Consider the following 17,263-nt stretch of genomic DNA (forward strand, 5'->3'; position numbering starts at 1 on the left):
CGGGCGGCGGCGGAAGGGCGACGTTCATCGACGGTGCGGGCCGGTCCGGTCGGAAGGCTCAGTAGTCGATCACGACGATTTCCGCGCCCTCGTCCCGGATTCGTATGCGGTTGTTCCCGAAGATCCACTCCGGGCCGTAGTCGTTCCGGCAGGATTTGCGGCTATAGGGATAGTGGCCGAGGATGGCCTTGTCGCGGGCGTCGTAGACCAGGGCGTAGAAGACGTCCACCAGCTCGCTGGTGCCGGGCTGTCCCGCATAATAGACGATGAGGTAAATCCCCCGTTTCCCGTCGACCGTGACCACGTCGCTGATCCAGGGGCGCTCGCCGGCTATGGGGCCGGCCAGGAACATCTCCTGGCGCAATGCGGAATGGTCCTTGTTGACCAGCCAGTATGCGGGCCAGTCGTCGCCCGGCACCGCCTCGACCCGCCATTGCGCCCGGATCGCCTGCGCACCGTCGGCCGCCGACGCCGGGCCGCAGCCCGCGAGCACGACGAGGACAACGGCCGCACAGGCCAACTTCACGGACAATCGCCTCATGGCAGCTCCTTGCGTATTGGGGTCGCCCGTCCCCGCCCGGAGGACGTCCGCTAGTAGGACGCCAGCTGCCGCTGGGTGTCGCGCGCGATGTCGCGGTCCTTCAGGTCCTGCTTCTTGGAGTGGACGTTCTTGCCGCGTCCCAGGCCGAGCTGGACCTTCACCTTGCCCCGGCTGAAGTACATCTTCATGGGCACCACGGTCAGGCCCTTCTGTTCGGTCTTGGCCTGGAGCACGCTGATCTCGTGCTTGTGCAGGAGCAGCCGCCGGGCGCGTTCCGGGTCGTGCTGGTCGTAGGTTCCGGTCTTCTCGTAGGGCGCGATGTGCACGCCCACCAGGAAGGCCGAGCCCTGGCGGAAGGAGACGTAGCCGTCCTTGAACGAGACCTGGCCCCCGCGCAGGGACTTGACCTCGGAGCCCACCAGGGAGATGCCCGCCTCGAAGGTCTCGAGGATCTCGTAGAGGCGGCGGGCCTGCTTGTTGACCGCGATGGTGTCGGGCGAAAGGGTCTTGTTTTTTTTCTTGGCCATGATGCTAGCTGGGCAGCTCGTCGTTTTCGAGCAGGGAGGAGAAAAAGGTCACTTCCTCCGGGAAATGCTTGAAGATGTTGTCCATCACCAGGTTGTTGATGCGGCTGACCGTGCGGCACTCCAGGACGTCCTTGAGCAGCAGGCGGCAGTCGTGCATGTTGGTCTGCCGGATGATGCGCTTGATGCCGGGAATGGCCTGGGGGGTCATGGAGATGGAGTCGATGCCCATGCCGAGCAGGATGGGCACGCAGAACGGGTCCGAGGCCACCTCGCCGCAGAGGGACACTTCTATGCCCGCCTGGTGCGCGGCGTCAACCACCAACTTGATGGCCCGCAGGGTGGCCGGGTGCAGGGGCTGGTACAGGTAGGACACGTGCCGGTTGGTCCGGTCCACGCCGATGGAGTACTGGATCAGGTCGTTGGTCCCGATGGAGAAGAAGTCCACCTCCTGGGCCAGGAACTCGGCGATCATCACCGCCGCGGGCAGCTCGATCATGGTCCCGAGCGGCATGTCCGGGTCGTAGTCCACGCCCTCGCGCCGAAGCTCGGCCTTGGCCTGGGCCAGCCACGCCTTGGCCTGGCGGACTTCCTTCACGCCCGAGATCATGGGGAACATGAGCGAGACGTTGCCGTAGGCCGAGGCGCGCAGGATGGCCCGCAGCTGGGTCTTGAACAGCTGGGGGTTCTTGAGGCAGAAGCGGATGGCCCGCAGCCCCATGGCCGGATTGGTCTCGTTGAGCTCGCCGAAGGCGGAGATGAACTTGTCGCTGCCCAGGTCGAGGGTGCGGAAGACCACCTTGCGCGGGGACATGATCGCGGCCAGGTCGATGTACTTCTCGGCCAGTTCGTCCTCGGTGGGCAGGCTGGTCCGGTTGAGGTAGGCGTACTCGGTGCGATACAGCCCCACGCCCTCGCCGCCGTTGTCCAGGACCGCCGTGACCTCCTCGACCAGCTCGATGTTGGCCTGGACCATGACCCGCGAGCCGTCGAAGGTCTCGGCGGGCAGGTGGCAGTGGCGGCGGATCTTGCGCGTGTAGTCCTCGAACAGGGCGGCGCGTTCGTTGTATTCGGCCAGCTCGGACTCGGTGGGGTTGACCACGATCTTGCCGGTCAGGCCGTCGATGACCACCAGGTCGCCGTCGTGGACCTCCTCCAGACGTCCCACGCCCACCAGGGCGGGGATGCCCAGCGACCGGGCCATGATGCCCGTGTGCGAGGTCTTGCCGCCGCGCACGGTGGCGAAGGCCATGATCTTGTCCACCTGGAGTTCGACCGTGTCCGCCGGGGTCAGGTCGTGGGCCATGATGATGGCCCGCCCCGAGATGGAGGACAGGTCGGTCTTCACGCCCATGAGCTTGGTCTGGACCTTTTCCGCGACCACGCGCACGTCCTGCATGCGCTCGCGGATGTACTGGTCCTTGATGGCCTCGAAGGCGGCCTCCTGGTCGGAGACGGCCTTTTCCAGCGCCCAGGCCGCGTTCAGGCCCAGGGTCTCGATGTATTTTTTGGCGGACCCGGACAGCTTGGGGTCCTTGAGCATCATCATGTGGGTGTCGATGAGGGAGCCGTGGCTCTTGAGTTCCTCGGGCACCTGTTCGCGGATGGCGGCCAGTTCGCCCTCCACGGCCTTGAAGGCGGCGTGGAGGCGTTCGATCTCCGCGGGCATGTCTTCAGCGGCGACGATCTGCCGGGGCAGGTTCGCCATGTGATTCCGGTTCACGAAAAAGGCCTTGCCGATGGCAATGCCGGTGGCGACCGGTATGCCCGTGAGGGTCGAGTCAGCCATTTATGCCCCTTCGAATTTGTTCAGGAACAGCGCTTCCAGCCGATCCAGCGCGGCCGCGGCGTCAGCGCCCTCGGCGCGCAGTTCCACCAAATTGCCCGGACCGGCGGCCAGGGTCAGGATGTCCAGGATGGACTTGGCGTCCACGGACTGGCCGTCCACGACCAGGGATATCTCCGAGTCGAAGGTCTGGGCCTCCTGGGCCAGCCGACCCGCGGGCCGGGCGTGCAGCCCGTTCTCCGAGGAGACGACCACCTTCCTGGATAGGTACCCCGGTGTCTCGTCGGTCTTGGTGCTTTCATCCGTCATAGCAAAACCTGCTTTTCACGTCGTGGTTATGTCCGATCGGGAGGGAAATCACAAGCCAAAAGCGTTTTTGGCCGCGGTCTCGATCCACGGGAAAAGTTCAATCAGGCCCACGAACACGGCCACGGCCAGCACCCTGGAGAGCAGGCCGGTGCGCACGTAGCGGGCAAAGAGCAGGAGCGCGGCCAGGCCGACCGCGAACTCCCACCAGTCATAGGGGCGCGGCCAGATGAGCGTCCACAGCCACAGGAGCAGGGCCGCGTTGGCGTACTTGACCTTGGTCCCCCAGTTGATCAGGTCCCAGTGCCGGAGCCGCTCCAGGAAGCGGAACCCCTGCTTGACCCCGCCGATGAAGGTGTAGGCCCGGAAGACCTGGAGCCCGACGAACATGACCAGCCCCAGGGCGAAGGCCAGGTACGGGAAGCCGGTCAGGAGCAGGCAGATGGTCAGCAGGGCCCAGAAGATGAGCAGGCTGCCCGCGAAGACCGAGTCGCCGATGGCCGACAGGGTGTAGCTGGTGGTGTCCCGGACCTTGGCCAGCATGCGCGGCGGGAAGTGGCCCGCGCTGATGGTCGTCTCCACGTTGAGCAGGATGCCGACCATGCACGGGGTCCAGAAGGGGTGCGACTGGTAGTGGCGGGCGTACCGCTTGAGGGCCGCGCGGAAGTCCTTGGGGTCCTTGTGGATGGCCCCGAGCCCCGGCAGCATGGCGTACATCAGCCCGATGTTCTGCATGCCGCGCGTGTTGAAGCCCGCGCCGGTCAGGTAGCAGCGCAGGAAGCTGCGCAGGAAGGCCACCGTCTTGGTGTCGGCCTGGAGTCGGGAGATGCCGTGAGCCGCCATGGACGTCCCTGTGCTAGGTGCGGGCGGGCAGGAGGCGGGCGCGGACCAGGTGGCGGCCGGTGATCACGGCCAGGGAGGTCTTGATCAGCCCCCAGAGCAGGAACGGGGCCGCGCCCAGCGCCCAGGCCCGGGCCCAGGTCAGGGTGAGGGAGAACTTGAGCCAGGCCACGCCCAGGACGAAGAGCACGGCCATGCCGAGGATGCCGAAGACGAACCCGCGCGCCCAGGAGATCCCGTCGTCGTCGCGGGCCAGTCCGGCGATGCAGGCGTAGGGGACGAAGCCGATCAGGAAGCCGCCGGTGGGCCCGAACAGGTGGCCGAGCCCGGACCCGCCGCCCGCGAACACGGGCAGTCCGGCGACCCCGGCCAGGAGGTACAGTCCCACGGCCAGGCCGCCGCGCACCGGGCCGAGCACGAACCCGGCCAGGGCCACGAAAAAGGTCTGGAGGGACACCGGCACCGGGCCGATGGGCAGGTTGAGCCAGGCCCCGGCCCCGATGAGGGCGGCCATGAGCGCGGTCCAGGTCAGGCGGTGGATATCGGTCAGCGGCGTGGTCTTCATTGGGCGCATCCTATCAGGTTATGGACGGGAGCGCATCAAAGCATAGACGGTCCCGGCTGTCCAGTGGGGGCGGGGAATCGCCTCGCTACCGGCCGGGCGTCAGGCCCAGCCGGACCATGTGCCGGGCGCAGGCCAGGGCCACGACCACCTTGAGGATGTCCCAGGGGATGAAGGGCAGCACGCCCACGGCACCGGCCTTGATCCAGGTAATGTCCAGCGCGTGCATGAGCCAGGCCGCGCCGGTCAGGTAGGCCAGGGACACGCCCGCCAGCCCGGCGACCAGACCGCGCGCCCAGGGCAGCCCGCCCTCGCGGGTTCGGGCCAGTCCGCAGAGGAAGGCCGTGCCCAGGAAGCCGATCAGATAGCCGCCCGTGGGCCCGTACAGGTAGCCGAGCCCGGACTTGCCGCCCGCGAACACGGGCAGGCCGATGCACCCGGCCAGGAGGTACAGCCCCATGGCCATGACCGCGTGCCGGGGTCCGAGCAGGTACCCGGCCAGGAAGATGAAGAACGGCTGCATGGACACCGGCACCGGGCCGATGGGCACGATCAGGTACGCCCCGGCCCCGATGAGGGCGGCCAGGAGCGCGGTCCAGACCAGCCGGTGCAGGTCCGACAGGGGGGAGTCGGGCAGGGGGGAACCGGACCGGGGTTGGTCGGGATGTCGCTTGTCGGCCATGGGGATCACTCCTTTGCCGGGGCCAGTCCGGCCCGGCGCATGTCTTCGAGGTCCGAGGCCGCGTCGTTGCCCCGCGTGGTCAGGTAGTCGCCGATCATCAGGCCGTCGGCCCCGGCGGTCAGCGGCTCGAGCCGCGCCTCGCCGAAGACCGTTGGCCGCCCGCCGCAGATGCGCAGGTGCCGGTCCGGCAGCAGGAAGCGGTACAGGGCGACGATGGCCAGGGCCTCCTCCGGGGCGAGGGGGGCGCGGTGCTCCAGCGGCGTGCCCGGAATGGGCGTCAGGAAATTCATGGGCACGGACGGCACGCCCAGCTCCCGCAGGAGCAGGGCCAGCTCCACCCGGTCGTCCCAGGTCTCGCCGATGCCGAAGATGCCGCCCGAACAGACGTACAGCCCGGCGTCGAGCCCGGCCCGGACCGCATCGACGTCCTCCTGGTACGCATGGGTGGTGCACATGCGGGGGAAATGCGTGGCCGAGGTCTCCAGGTTGTGGTGGTAGCCCGCGAGCCCGGCCCGCTTCAGGCGCGCCAGCTGGGCCCGGTCCAGCAGGCCCGGCGACAGGTCCGGGGTCAGGCCGACCCCGGCCACGGCCCGGACCGCCCGCTCGAAGCCGTCCAGGTCGCGCCCGCCCACCAGCTTGCCCGAGGCCACGATGCCGAACCGCGTCGCCCCGGACGCCCTGGCCCGGTCTGCGGCGGCCGCGATCTCGCCCGTGGGCAGCAGGGGATATTCCGGGCTGTGCGCCGCGTGGTGGCCGGACTGGGCGCAGAAGGCGCAGTCCTCGGAACAGGTCCCGGACTTGGCGTTGACGATGGCGCACAGCCCCACCCGGTTGCCGAACCGGGCCTCACGGATGCGCCGGGCGTGTCCGAGCAGCTCGGGGAGGCGTTCCTGCGCTTGTGCAATAAGGAACAATATCTCGGCGTCCGAGGGCAGGACGCCGTCAAGCCCTTTGCGGGCAATGCTCGACAGGTTCATACGGGGCTTTGTCAAGCAGTCGGGCCGAGATGTCAAGCCGCCCGGAAATGCCCGAATGACGGGGGAATGTGAAGAAAAGAATTTGCAAAGGGGGTTGCTTCGCCGCGAAAAGAGGCTATACTTTAGTTTGAATCAATTTCGGAGGATAAAAGTATGGAAATCGATCTCATGTTCGTGGACGGTCTGCTGGTCTTCGCCGTGATGGCGTTTCTGGCGAGTCTCGGTCCCATCGTCGGCGCGTTCGTCAAGGGATGCTGCCCGACCGCGTTGCGCTCCGCCCGCCGCTTCACCCGGCGTCATCCCGCGCTGTTCGCCGAGTCCGGCGACTTCTATTGTTTCTTCCACAAGGACGCCCTGTACGGCTTATAGCCCCGGCCCAAGCCTGTTGCTGCAACCGGAAGGCCGGAAGCGGGATGCCCCGCTTCCGGCCTTCCGGATTTTTTTGGTATGAGGAAAAGTCAGGTTTGGATGCCGCTGCGCGGCGATGTCGGGTGATTTTCGCCTCCGGCGGGCAAGGGTTCGCACCCTTGCATCCCTCTACGGCGCCTTCGGCGCGGGGTCTTTCCGCTTCGCTTGGCGAGGCACCTTTCCCCGGTCTTTGCGATCAGTCGCGCATGAGGGCGTAGACTTCCTTGGCGGTCCAGCCTTCGCTGCGCTCGGCCACGCGGCGGGCGATCTCCTTGGGCTTGCCGCCGATCTCGGTCTCCTCCTCGATGCGCCTGAGGATGACCGCCTCGTCCGCCTCGCCGTCGTCCCCGCCGGGGGCGATGATGACCGTCAGCTCGCCGCGCAGCTCGAAGTCGAACCCGTCCAGGGCGTCGAGGTTGCCGCGCAGGAACTCCTCGTACTCCTTGGTCAGCTCGCGGGCCACGCAGAAGTCGCGTGGGCCCAGGATCTCGCGGGCGATCTGGAGGGTGCCCTTGAGCCGGGTCTTGCGCTCGAACAGGACCAGGGTGGCCCCGGTGTCGCGGTGGGCCGTGAACAGCCGCTCGGTCTGGCTCTTCTTGCGCGGCGGAAAGCCCAGGAAGGTGTAGGGCAGGGGCGGCAGCCCCGAGGCCGACAGGGCCGTGACCGGGGCGGACGGGCCTGGCACGGGCGTGACCCGGAACCCCTGCTCGCGGCAGGCGCGCACCAGGGTGAAGCCGGGGTCGGACAGCAGCGGGGTGCCCGCGTCCGAGATGAGCGCCACCCGGAGCCCCTCGGCCAGCAGGTCCAGGACCTTGGGCAGCTTCTTGTCCTCGTTGTGCTCGAAAAAGGAGATCAGCCTGCCGTGGCGCGGCAGCCCCAGCCGCTGGAAGAGCAGCCCGGCCCGCCGGGTGTCCTCGGCCAGGACCACGTCCGCGTCCATGAGGACCTGCCGCGCCCTCGGTGACAGGTCGTCCGCATTGCCCAGCGGGGTGGCCACGACAAACAGGGTGCCGGTATCGCTCATGCTCTCTGTCCATCCAGTTGAAAGACGTTTTCCTCGAGTTCCACGGTCAGGACCCGGCCCGTGTCCGTGACCGAGGCCAGGTCGAACCGGCACGGCTCGTCCCACAGGTCGTGCTCGGTCAGGTAGTGGCTGGCCGCCTTGATCAGCCGGGCCTGCTTTTTACGCGTCAGGGCCTCGCCCGGCGCACCCATGGACCCGGCCCGCCGGGTCTTGACCTCCACGAAGACCACCGTGTCCCGGTCGCGGCAGATCAGGTCCAGCTCCCACTGGTGAAAGCGCCAGTTGCGCGCCAGCACCCGGAATCCCCTGGCTTCGAGGTAGCGCGCGGCCGCGTCCTCGCCGAGGTCCCCGGCGGTCCTGGTCCGCTCTGTCCCCCGGCCTTGGTCCGGCCCGGACAGCAGTTTCGTGAAGAATCCCATGCCCCGGGGGATAGCACAGCCCGTTTCACGAGGCCAGCGGAACCGTTCCACGGGGTTCCCCGGCGGCCGGGGATGGTGTATGCTGCCCCGAAAAGAGGTGAAGACATGCTCAAATATGCCATGATCGGCGGCGGACCGGGCGCCTTTGTCGGCGGCGTGCACCGGCGGGCGCTGGCCCTGAACGGACAGGCCCGGCTGGTGGCCGGGTGTTTCTCCCGCGACCTGGAAAAGAGCCGCGTCCTGGGGCGGGAACTCGAACTGGACGGGGACCGGGTCTACGCCACGCCCGAGGAGCTGGCCCGGCTTGAGGCCGGGGATGTGGATTTCGCCGTGGTGGTCACCTCCAACGAGGCCCACTACCCCAACGTCAAGGCCTGCCTCCTGAGCGGCATCAACGTCATGTGCGACAAGCCGTTCACCCACACCTCGGCCCAGGCCGAGGAGCTGGTCCGGCTGGCCCGCGAGCGGCGGCTGGTCCTGGCCGTGACCTACACCTACGCGGGCTATCCCATGGTCCGGCAGATGCGCGAGATGATCGCGCGCGGTGACGTGGGCGAGGTCCGCTTCGTCAATTGCGAGTACCCCCAGGGATGGCTGGCCGAGCCGGTGGAGACCTCGGGCAACGTCCAGGCCTCCTGGCGGACCGACCCCGAGCGCAGCGGCGGCGTCCTGTCGCTGGGCGACGTGGGCACCCACGTCGAATACCTGGTGCCCCACGTCACCGGCCTGACCCTGACCCGGCTGGCCGCCCGCCTCGACTCGCTGGTGGAGGGGCGGACGCTCGACGACAACGGCGTGATCCTGACCGAGTACGACACCGGCGCGCGCGGGGTCTACTGGTACTCCCAGGCGGCCACGGGCACGGTCAACGGCCTGCGGCTGCGCGTCTTTGGCGACCGGGGCGGCCTGGAATGGTTCCAGGAGGATCCGGACCACCTGCGCTACACGCCGATCAACGAGCCCGCCCGGATCATCACCCGAGGCACCCCGGAGCTGCTGCCCGGCGCCATGGCCTATTCCCACACCCCGGCCGGCCACCCCGAGGGCTGGCTCCTGGCCTTCGCCAACATCTACAAGTCCTTCTGCGACACCATCGCCACGGGCGCGGCCATGGACTTCCCCACCGGCGAGGACGGCCTGCGCGGCGTCCGCTTCATGGAGGCCTGCCTGCAAAGCTCCCGCCAGGGCACCGCCTGGATAGATATCCCCTGACCCGATAATTATCAGGCCGCCCACCGGGCGGCCTTTCTTTCCCCCCCTCTCGGAGCGATTCGGGTGCCCTCGGGCACCCGACAGCGCCCCCCGCACAGCGGCACGCCTCCCCGCGTCCCGCCACCCCTCTTCCCCGCACCGAACGAGCCCTGGAGCGGTCGCGTAGAAGCCGACCGCGAAGGGGTGGCGGCTCTTGTTCCGTCGAGGCTCGGTCTTCCCCAAAAGGGGCCATCCCGCACCGGGAGCCGGTTGATACTTTTGATCAGATGGAGCCGCCCCGAGCGGATCGGATTCTTGCGCCCGCTCCCCGGGCGGCCGCGTCCCCTCCAGGGCCTTTTTTTTCGTCCATTTTTTTGGGCCAGCAAAAAAATGGACCCCGCCGGGAGGGCATGGAAGCCGAGGCGGCGCAGCCGCCTCGCTGGCTCTTCGCGCCGAGGGCGCGTCCCCGGAGCGAGGAGCCGCAGGCTCCAACGCGGCTCTCGCCGTCGTATCGAGCCCAGACCGCAAAAGGCAAAGAAAAGGGAAAAGAAAAAAAAGGAAAGGGAAGGAACTCGCTATCGGAGCAACAACTGCTGCCCCTTGGAAAAACACCGTTTCCTCACCAGATTGGTGACAATCAACGCCCCCACCGCGGTGGACGCCACCAACATCAACATGACCACGATCTGGTAGCGGATGGCCGTCAACGGGTCCGTGCCGGACAAAATCTGCCCGGTCATCATCCCCGGCAGGGATACCAACCCCACCGCCATGAGCGAGTTGATGGACGGAATCATCCCCGCCCGCACGGCCCCGGCCAGGATTTCCCGCGAGGCCTCGCGATAGTCCGCGCCCAGGGCGAGCTTCATCTCCACCTCGGCCCGCCGGGACCGGAGGTCCGAGAAGAGCCGGTCCAGGCAGATGGAGATGGCGTTCATGGAGTTGCCCACGATCATGCCCGCCAGGGGGATGAAGTACTGCGGCGTCCACCACGGCCTGGCCCCGACGATGACCCCGGTGACCACCACGGTGACCAGGGCGTAGGACACGAGCATGGACAGGAAGGTGGGGACGGCGAAGGAGATGGACCGCTCCTTGACCCGCCCCCGGATGGTGTGCACGGCGGCGGCCACCATGAAGGCGAACATGAGCAGGACCAGCCAGGAGATGCGCACCTCGAAGATGAACTTGAGGACGTAGCCCATGAGGAAGAGCTGGGCGAAGGTGCGCACCGTGCCCACGGCCAGGTCACGGCCCAGGCCGAGCTTGTGCACGAAGGAGGTCGCGCCCGCCAGGAGCACGAAGCCGAGGCACAGGGCGAGCTGCCACGGGCCGATTTCGATGATGTGCGGGGTCAAGCGAGCACCAGCCTGCGGTCTTCGAGGGCGATGAAACGGGTCACGCCGTCGGGCACGGTCTCGGAGTGGGAGATCATGACCACGGTCACGCCGCCCTCGGCCAGCTCCCGCGTGCGGTCCAGGACCACCCGTGAGGAGTGGGCGTCCAGGGAGGCGGTGGGCTCGTCCAGGAGGATGACCTCGGGCGACAGGAGCAGGGAGCGGATCAGGCAGACCCGCTGGGCCTGGCCCACGGACAGCTTGTCGGCCCGCGAGTCCGGGGTCACGCCGTCCAGGAGGAAGGCAGCGAGCTGGGCCGAGATGGCGGCGTCCTCGGGCGGGGTCAGTCCGGCGTTGGCCTTGAAGGCGAAGGGCAGGCGCAGGTTGTCGCGGACCGTGCCGGGCAGGAGCGTGGGCAGCTGCTGGACGTAGGCCACGCAACGGCGCAGCTCGGGCGGAGGCATGTCGCGGATGGGCGTGCCCTTGAAGGAAATAATCCCGGTCTGGGCCTCCTCCAGGCGGCAGAGCAGGCGCAGCAGGGTGGATTTGCCCGCGCCGGACGGGCCGCGCAGCAGGTGGTAGCCGCCGGGTTCCAGCGCCAGGGAGGCGTTGTCGAGGATGGCCGGGCCGTCCGGATAGGCGAAGGAGACCCGGTCCAGGGAGAGGGACACCCTAGCCCGCCTTTTTGTCGAGAAATTCGAGGAACCGGAGGGCGACCTCCATGTGCGGGGCGAGCTCCAGGGCTCTGCCCAGATTTTCCCGGCACCGGGCTTCGTCGCCGCGCTCGAAGTGGGCCCTGGCGATGTTGTAGAACAGGTTCTCGTCTTCCTCGGTGATCTCGAGGGCGCGGGCGTAGTAGGCCACGGCCTGGTCCGTGAGCCCGGACTTGCGCAGGCTGATGCCGAACTCGTTGAAGAGGTGCTTGTGCTCCGGGGCGAAGGCCGCGTCCAGGGCGACCAGCCGCTTGAAGATGTCGCCCGCCTTGTCCGTGTCGCCTCGGGCCAGGTAGGTCAGGCCAAGGCCGAAGTTGGCCCGGACGTTCTGCTCGTCCAGGCCCAGGGCGGATTCGTATTCGAACTGGGCGGAGTAGAGGGCGCCCTGGCCGCGCTGCTTCTCGGCGCGGGTCAGGGTCTCCTTGAGCTCGCGCATGCGCGGGTAGACCTCGGCCTGGTAGTATTCGAGTTCCGGGCTGTAGTCGTGGAGGAAGTCGGGCAGGGGTACCGGCTGCTTGTCCCCGGACGGGACGTTCTGGTTGTTCAGGGGCTGGACCAGGACCGTGCGGGCGCCGTCCGGACCGGGCTCGGCCTCCTCGGCGAACCAGAAGGCCTTCTGCACGACCTTGCGCCGGGTGGTGCCGGTGCCCACCAGGGCCACGACCTGGCTGGAGAAGGCGCCCGAAATCCTGGCCACGCGGACGTCGGCCGGGACCGCCGCACGCCGGGGAGCGCCCGTGGCGTGTGGTTTTGCCTTGCCGGGGCGGCCGAGGGTCAGGGGTTCGTCAGGGTTCACAACAATGCCTCGTGGTCTCGAAAGGGGTCCGAGTGCAAAACGGTACACGCGGACCCCGGGGAAGGCAACCGGTCTAACGGTTGAGCAGCGTTGTTTTGCCAAGTGGTGACAAATGTCCTTATATCCGCTACAGGCAGGGGCGACGGTCGTCCCCCGACACTCCCGTCAGCATCGTAAGAGTCCCTGCGCCAGCATTTGTGCCATCGAAAACGGAGAAACAACATGAGTACTATCGGGAAGAGGATTCGCGCCTACCGAGAGAAGCAGAATCTGAGCATCGAGGATCTGTCCAACAGAACCACCCTGTCCGAGGACTTCATCCGTGCCGTGGAAGAGGAGGACATGTACCCCTCCCTGCGGCCCCTGGTAAAGCTGGCCCGCGCCCTAGGCGTCCGCCTGGGCACCTTCATGGACGACCACGTTTCGAGCGACCCGCTGATCATCCGCCTGGCCGAGCGCGAGGAGGAGCTGATCATGCACCCGGACGGCAAGGAGACCGGGCTGATCTTCCACTCCCTGGGCAAGGGCAAGACCGACCGCCACATGGAGCCGTTCTTCATCGAGCTCATGCCCGAGTCGGCCAGGGACGAGTCCCTGTCCTCCCACGAGGGCGAGGAGTTCATCGTGGTCCACTCCGGCAAGCTGCGGGTGCGCTACGGCCAGGAGGAGCGCATCCTCGAAACCGGCGACTCCATCTATTTCAATTCCATCGTGCCCCACAACGTGGCCTGCGGCGGAGAGGAAAAGGCGGAGATCTACGCCGTCCTCTATTTCCCGGAATAAGGAGGGTGTATGAGCGCACTGAGAGAAATCACCCTCGGCAAGCTGCTGAACGAGAAGGCGGAACTGTACCCGGATATCGAGGCCGTGGTCTACGTGGACCGCGACTTCCGCCTGACCTACCAGGAGTTCGACGAACTGACCGACACCATCGCCAAGGGGCTGATGGGGCTCGGCGTGCAAAAGGGCGAGAAGGTGGCCGTGTGGGCCAACAACGTGCCCTACTGGGTGGCCCTGCAATTCGCCACGGCCAAGATCGGGGCGGTCCTGCTCACGGTCAACACCCACTACCGCTCCCATGAGCTGGAATACCTGCTCAAGCACTCCGAGACCGAGAACCTGTTCATCATCGGCCAGTACCGCGACCACGACTACGTGCTGACCACCTACGAGCAGGTGCCGGAACTGCGCGTCCAGGAGCGCGGCCAGCTCAAGAGCGAGAAGTTTCCGCACCTGAAGCGGGTCTTCTACCTGGGCCATGAGAAGCACCGGGGCATGTACTCCATCCCCGAGCTCCAGGCCATGGCCGCCATGGTCACGGACGAGCAGTACGCCGAGCGCCAGGCCTCCCTGAACCCGTTCGACGTGGTCAACATGCAGTACACCTCGGGCACCACCGGGTTCCCCAAGGGCGTGCAGCTGACCCACTACAACATCGTCAACAACGGCTACTGGATCGGCGCGAACCAGAAGTTCGTGCCCGGCGACCGGCTCTGCCTGCCCGTGCCCCTGTTCCACTGCTTCGGCTGCGTGCTCGGGGTCATGGCCGCGGTCAACCACGCCGTGACCATGGTCCTGCTGGAGGACTTCGTGCCCCTGGACGTCATGGCCGCCATCGACCAGGAGCGCTGCACCGCCGTGTACGGCGTGCCGACCATGTACATCGCCATCCTCGACCACCCGCTTTTCACGCGCTTCGACTACTCGTCCCTGCGCACCGGGATCATGGCCGGTTCGCCCTGTCCGGTGGAGGTCATGAAGCGGGTCATCGAGCAGATGAACATGCGCGAGATCACCATCTGCTACGGGTTGACCGAAGGCAGCCCGGTCATGAGCCAGACCGTGGTCGGCGACTCCCTCAAGCACATGACCGAGACCGTGGGCCGGGCCATGCCCGAGATCGAGGTCCGGGTGGTCAATCCCGAGACCAACGAGGAGTGTCCCCCCGGCGTGGTCGGCGAGGTCTGCTGCCGGGGCTACAACGTCATGAAGGGCTACTACAACAACGAGAAGGCCACCCGCGACGCCATCGACGACGACGGCTGGCTGCACTCGGGCGACCTCGGGGTCATGGCCGAGGACGGCTACCTGACCATCACTGGCCGCCTCAAGGACATGATCATCCGCGGCGGCGAGAACATCTACCCCCGTGAGATCGAGGAGTTCCTGTACAAGATGGACGGCGTCCTGGACGTGCAGGTGGCCGGCGTGCCGAGCAGCAAGTTCGGCGAGGAATGCGGCGCCTTCGTCATCCGGAAGGGCGACGCGGACATCGAGGAAGAGGACATCATCGACTACTGCCGTGGCCGGATTTCCCGGTACAAGATCCCGAAATACGTGACCTTCGTGGACGCGTACCCCATGACCGCCTCGGGCAAGATCCAGAAATACAAGCTGCGCGAGCTGGCCGCCGACCTGTGGCCCGACGCCTAGCGATCGCGTGAACAATGCCGGGGGGGACCCGCTGTCGGAGGTCTCCCCCGGAATCCCTTGCCGCACGTATCGGCAGGGGGTAGGGCAACGGAGCGGCGGGCGTTCGGGAAAGGGGCTTTCCCGGCCGCGCGCATGCCCGCGCCGTTTGGGCGCACCCTTTTGAACAGTCCCCTTTTGGAGGTATGGAATGGAACAGTACAAGGAGATCGCGCCCCGTCTGGTGGGCGTGCGCGAGGGCATCGGCTGGACGCCCAAGGAGATGGCCGACCTGCTCGGCGTGACCGAGGAGAAGGTCCTGGCCTTCGAGTCCGGGACCATGGAGATTCCGGTGGGCTACCTGCTCGACGTGTCCCGGCTGTGCCGGGTGGACCTGACCACGCTCATTTCCGGCCGCGAGCCGCACCTGAAGTCCTATTCCCTGGTGCGCAGGAACGAGGGATTCTCCGTGGACCGGCGCAAGGACTACGACTACAAGTCCCTGGGCTACAAGTTCGCCGGGCGCGAGATGGAGCCCTTCCTCATCGAGGTCCCGCCCAAGTCCGGCGAGGACATGACCGAGACCGCCCACCGGGGCCAGGAGTTCATCTACGTGCTCGAAGGCCGCCTCGAGGTGCGCCTGGGCGGCGAACCGATCATCGTCGAGCCCGGCGACTCGCTCTATTTCAATTCGGAAACCCCCCACGCCCTGCGCGGCCTGGACGGCAAGCCCGTCCGTTTTCTCGACGTGATTCTATAGGGTCGGTCGGGAATCCCCCGACCCGCCCGGAACAAGTTCATGGATTTTTGTTGCGGAAAAAATCACGAAACCTGATCTGAATCACGGAGAAAACCCCCATGTTCACCAAAGAAGAATACGTCGATTACAAGGATTTTTGCGAACGATACACGCCCCAGTGCCCCGAGGATTTCAACTTCGCCTTCGACGTCCTGGACGCCAAGGACCCGAAAACCCCGGCGCTCATCCACGTGGACGACCACTACAACCGGCGCGATTTCGATTTCGGCTATTTCCAGGAGACCTCCTCCCGGCTGGCCAACGCGCTGGTCGCCAAGGGTGTGAAAAAGGGCGACCGGGTCATGGTCATTCTCTACCGGCGGGTGGAATACTGGGTGACCATGCTCGCCCTGCACCGCATCGGCGCGGTGCCCATCCCGTCCCCGTCCCTGCTGACCCGCAAGGACATCCGCGAGCGCGTCAACTACGCGGGCATCTCCACCCTCATCTGCGAGGACTCCATCGTGGAGCGCGTGGACCGGGCCCGGCCCGACTGCCCCGGTCTGAAACTGCTCGTCCAGGTGGAGGGCAAGGCCGAAAACGGCTGGCTCGACTTTGATGCGCTGCTCGCCTCGGGCGATCCGAGCTTCCCGCGCACCCCGGACTCCCCCGGCGGCAACGACCCCATGGTCATCTTCTTCTCCTCCGGCACCACGGGCCTGCCCAAGATGGTCCTGCACAACCACAAGTACGCCGCGTCCCACTACACCACCGGCGCGCTGTGGCACGACCTGGAGCCGGGCGACATCCACCTGACCGTGTCCGACACGGGCTGGGGCAAGTCGGTCTGGGGCAAGTTCTACGGCCAGTGGATGGCCGGGGCGATCATCTTCGTCTGGGATTTCCGGGGCAAGTTCCATCCCGGCGACCTGCTCAGGGTCGTGGCCGACAACAAGGTGACCACCTTCTGCGCGCCGCCGACCATCTACCGCTTCCTGGTGCGCGAGGACCTGTCCCAGTACGACCTGTCCAACCTGCGCCACTGCACCACGGCGGGCGAGCTGCTCAACGACTCGGTCTTCCACGCCTGGCAAAAGGCCGTGGGCATGCCCATCTTCGAGGGCTACGGCCAGACCGAGACCACCCTGCAGGTGGCCACCTTCAAGTTCATGGAGCCCAAGCCCGGCTCCATCGGCAAGCCCGTGCCCGGCTGGAACATCGCCCTCATGGACGAGGAGGGCAAACCCGTGCCCCAGGGCGAGGAGGGCGAGATCTGCATCAACATCGACTCGCCCGTGCTCGGCCTGTTCGACTCCTACATGGACGAGCCGGAAAAGACCGCCTGCGTCAAGTGCCACGGCTGGTACCACACCGGGGACAAGGCCTGGGCCGACGAGGACGGCTACCTCTGGTTCATGGGCCGCACCGACGACCTGATTAAATCCTCGGGGTACCGCATCGGACCCTTCGAGGTGGAGTCCGCCCTGGTGGCCCACGACGCGGTCATCGAGGCCGCCGTCACCGGCCTGCCCGACGACGTGCGCGGCCAGCTGGTCAAGGCCACCGTGGTCCTGGCCCCCGGCTACGAGCCGTCCGAAGACCTGACCAAGCAGCTCCAGTCCTTTGTCCGCGAACTGACCGCGCCGTACAAATACCCGCGCGTCATCGAATACGTGGACGAACTGCCCAAGACCATCTCCGGCAAGATCAAACGCAAGGAAATCCGCGAAGCCGACCTCGCCCGCCTGGCGAAGTAGGGAAGCGGTGCCTCCGGGCCTCAGCCGTTGGCGAGTCTTCGAGCCTTACGGATGAGGACAGCAGCGATCGGCCGGGGGAAGGGGAGAGGGAAACCCTTTGAGAAAAGGGTTGTCCCTCTCCCCTTCCCCCGGACCCCCATCCCCTCTCCTTTCCTAAACTTTTTGTGGCGCTTCGCGGGTGTGGCGGGGGGCTTCTTTTCGTCCGCCGCGTTCGCGGGTGGTGGTTGGTTGTTTTGTGGCGATGGTGACTAT

The 17,263-nt window shown here is 66.8% G+C and carries 19 protein-coding genes; 6 read left to right on the forward strand and 13 right to left on the reverse strand.

Features of this window, described 5'->3' with window-relative positions:
• Nucleotides 1-58: 58 nt before the first annotated feature.
• The 8 genes from DND132_RS13575 to bioB form a co-directional block, all read right to left on the reverse strand.
• The gene (locus DND132_RS13575; protein ID WP_014323327.1) at nt 59-541 is read right to left on the reverse strand and encodes a hypothetical protein; all 483 of its coding nucleotides are present in this window, start codon (nt 539-541) and stop codon (nt 59-61) included.
• Between the two features lie 50 nt (nt 542-591).
• Nucleotides 592-1,068, reverse strand: a complete 477-nt coding sequence (gene smpB / locus DND132_RS13580) for an SsrA-binding protein SmpB (RefSeq protein WP_014323328.1) — start codon at nt 1,066-1,068, stop codon at nt 592-594.
• A gap of 4 nt (nt 1,069-1,072) precedes the next feature.
• Nucleotides 1,073-2,854: a phosphoenolpyruvate--protein phosphotransferase gene (ptsP, locus tag DND132_RS13585; RefSeq protein ID WP_014323329.1), complete on the reverse strand. Its 1,782-nt coding sequence runs from the start codon at nt 2,852-2,854 to the stop codon at nt 1,073-1,075.
• On the reverse strand, nt 2,855-3,160 hold the full coding sequence (locus DND132_RS13590; RefSeq protein WP_014323330.1) for an HPr family phosphocarrier protein: 306 nt from the start codon (nt 3,158-3,160) through the stop codon (nt 2,855-2,857). It lies immediately after the preceding gene.
• 48 nt (nt 3,161-3,208) lie between these two features.
• A complete protein-coding gene (locus DND132_RS13595; protein WP_014323331.1) occupies nt 3,209-4,000 on the reverse strand; it encodes a PTS system mannose/fructose/sorbose family transporter subunit IID in 792 nt (263 codons plus the stop codon).
• 13 nt (nt 4,001-4,013) lie between these two features.
• Nucleotides 4,014-4,562, reverse strand: a complete 549-nt coding sequence (locus DND132_RS13600; protein WP_014323332.1) for a biotin transporter BioY — start codon at nt 4,560-4,562, stop codon at nt 4,014-4,016.
• An 85-nt stretch (nt 4,563-4,647) separates the two neighbouring features.
• The gene (locus DND132_RS13605; RefSeq protein ID WP_014323333.1) at nt 4,648-5,241 is read right to left on the reverse strand and encodes a biotin transporter BioY; all 594 of its coding nucleotides are present in this window, start codon (nt 5,239-5,241) and stop codon (nt 4,648-4,650) included.
• Between the two features lie 5 nt (nt 5,242-5,246).
• Nucleotides 5,247-6,218, reverse strand: a complete 972-nt coding sequence (bioB, locus tag DND132_RS13610) for a biotin synthase BioB (RefSeq protein ID WP_014323334.1) — start codon at nt 6,216-6,218, stop codon at nt 5,247-5,249.
• 153 nt (nt 6,219-6,371) lie between these two features.
• Between bioB and DND132_RS13615 the strand changes: the two genes are divergently transcribed.
• Nucleotides 6,372-6,587, forward strand: a complete 216-nt coding sequence (locus tag DND132_RS13615; protein ID WP_014323335.1) for a hypothetical protein — start codon at nt 6,372-6,374, stop codon at nt 6,585-6,587.
• Between the two features lie 235 nt (nt 6,588-6,822).
• Here the strand turns inward: DND132_RS13615 and rsmI are convergent, their stop codons facing one another.
• Together rsmI and DND132_RS13625 are read right to left on the reverse strand one after the other, a co-directional pair.
• Nucleotides 6,823-7,650 carry a 16S rRNA (cytidine(1402)-2'-O)-methyltransferase gene (gene rsmI / locus DND132_RS13620; protein ID WP_014323336.1) on the reverse strand — a complete coding sequence of 276 codons (828 nt, stop codon included), beginning with the start codon at nt 7,648-7,650 and terminating at the stop codon, nt 6,823-6,825.
• Nucleotides 7,647-8,069 carry a YraN family protein gene (locus DND132_RS13625; protein ID WP_014323337.1) on the reverse strand — a complete coding sequence of 141 codons (423 nt, stop codon included), beginning with the start codon at nt 8,067-8,069 and terminating at the stop codon, nt 7,647-7,649. The genes rsmI and DND132_RS13625 overlap by 4 nt, the downstream gene beginning before the upstream one ends.
• Nucleotides 8,070-8,174: 105 nt before the next feature.
• Between DND132_RS13625 and DND132_RS13630 the strand changes: the two genes are divergently transcribed.
• Complete coding sequence (locus DND132_RS13630) at nt 8,175-9,281, forward strand: Gfo/Idh/MocA family protein (RefSeq protein WP_014323338.1); 1,107 nt, start codon at nt 8,175-8,177, stop codon at nt 9,279-9,281.
• 554 nt (nt 9,282-9,835) lie between these two features.
• Here the strand turns inward: DND132_RS13630 and DND132_RS13635 are convergent.
• The 3 genes from DND132_RS13635 to DND132_RS13645 are packed head-to-tail and all read right to left on the reverse strand — an operon-like array spanning nt 9,836 to nt 12,106.
• Nucleotides 9,836-10,618, reverse strand: a complete 783-nt coding sequence (locus DND132_RS13635) for an ABC transporter permease (RefSeq protein WP_014323339.1) — start codon at nt 10,616-10,618, stop codon at nt 9,836-9,838.
• A complete protein-coding gene (locus DND132_RS13640; protein ID WP_014323340.1) occupies nt 10,615-11,268 on the reverse strand; it encodes an ABC transporter ATP-binding protein in 654 nt (217 codons plus the stop codon). Before DND132_RS13640 ends, DND132_RS13635 begins: the two co-directional genes overlap by 4 nt.
• Before the next feature lies 1 nt (nt 11,269).
• Entirely contained in the window at nt 11,270-12,106 is an 837-nt protein-coding gene (locus DND132_RS13645) for a tetratricopeptide repeat protein (RefSeq protein ID WP_014323341.1), read from the reverse strand.
• 222 nt (nt 12,107-12,328) lie between these two features.
• On the opposite strand from DND132_RS13645, the gene DND132_RS13650 reads away from it, so the two are divergent.
• From DND132_RS13650 to DND132_RS13665, 4 genes are all read left to right on the forward strand, one after another.
• Complete coding sequence (locus tag DND132_RS13650; RefSeq protein ID WP_014323342.1) at nt 12,329-12,889, forward strand: helix-turn-helix domain-containing protein; 561 nt, start codon at nt 12,329-12,331, stop codon at nt 12,887-12,889.
• A gap of 9 nt (nt 12,890-12,898) precedes the next feature.
• Nucleotides 12,899-14,539: an AMP-binding protein gene (locus tag DND132_RS13655; RefSeq protein WP_014323343.1), complete on the forward strand. Its 1,641-nt coding sequence runs from the start codon at nt 12,899-12,901 to the stop codon at nt 14,537-14,539.
• A gap of 187 nt (nt 14,540-14,726) precedes the next feature.
• Nucleotides 14,727-15,275, forward strand: a complete 549-nt coding sequence (locus DND132_RS13660; RefSeq protein ID WP_014323344.1) for a helix-turn-helix domain-containing protein — start codon at nt 14,727-14,729, stop codon at nt 15,273-15,275.
• A gap of 98 nt (nt 15,276-15,373) precedes the next feature.
• Nucleotides 15,374-17,011, forward strand: a complete 1,638-nt coding sequence (locus tag DND132_RS13665; protein ID WP_014323345.1) for an AMP-binding protein — start codon at nt 15,374-15,376, stop codon at nt 17,009-17,011.
• Nucleotides 17,012-17,263: the final 252 nt, after the last annotated feature.

Origin of the sequence: Pseudodesulfovibrio mercurii, assembly GCF_000189295.2 — a bacterium.
Classification (GTDB): Bacteria; Desulfobacterota; Desulfovibrionia; order Desulfovibrionales; family Desulfovibrionaceae; genus Pseudodesulfovibrio; species Pseudodesulfovibrio mercurii.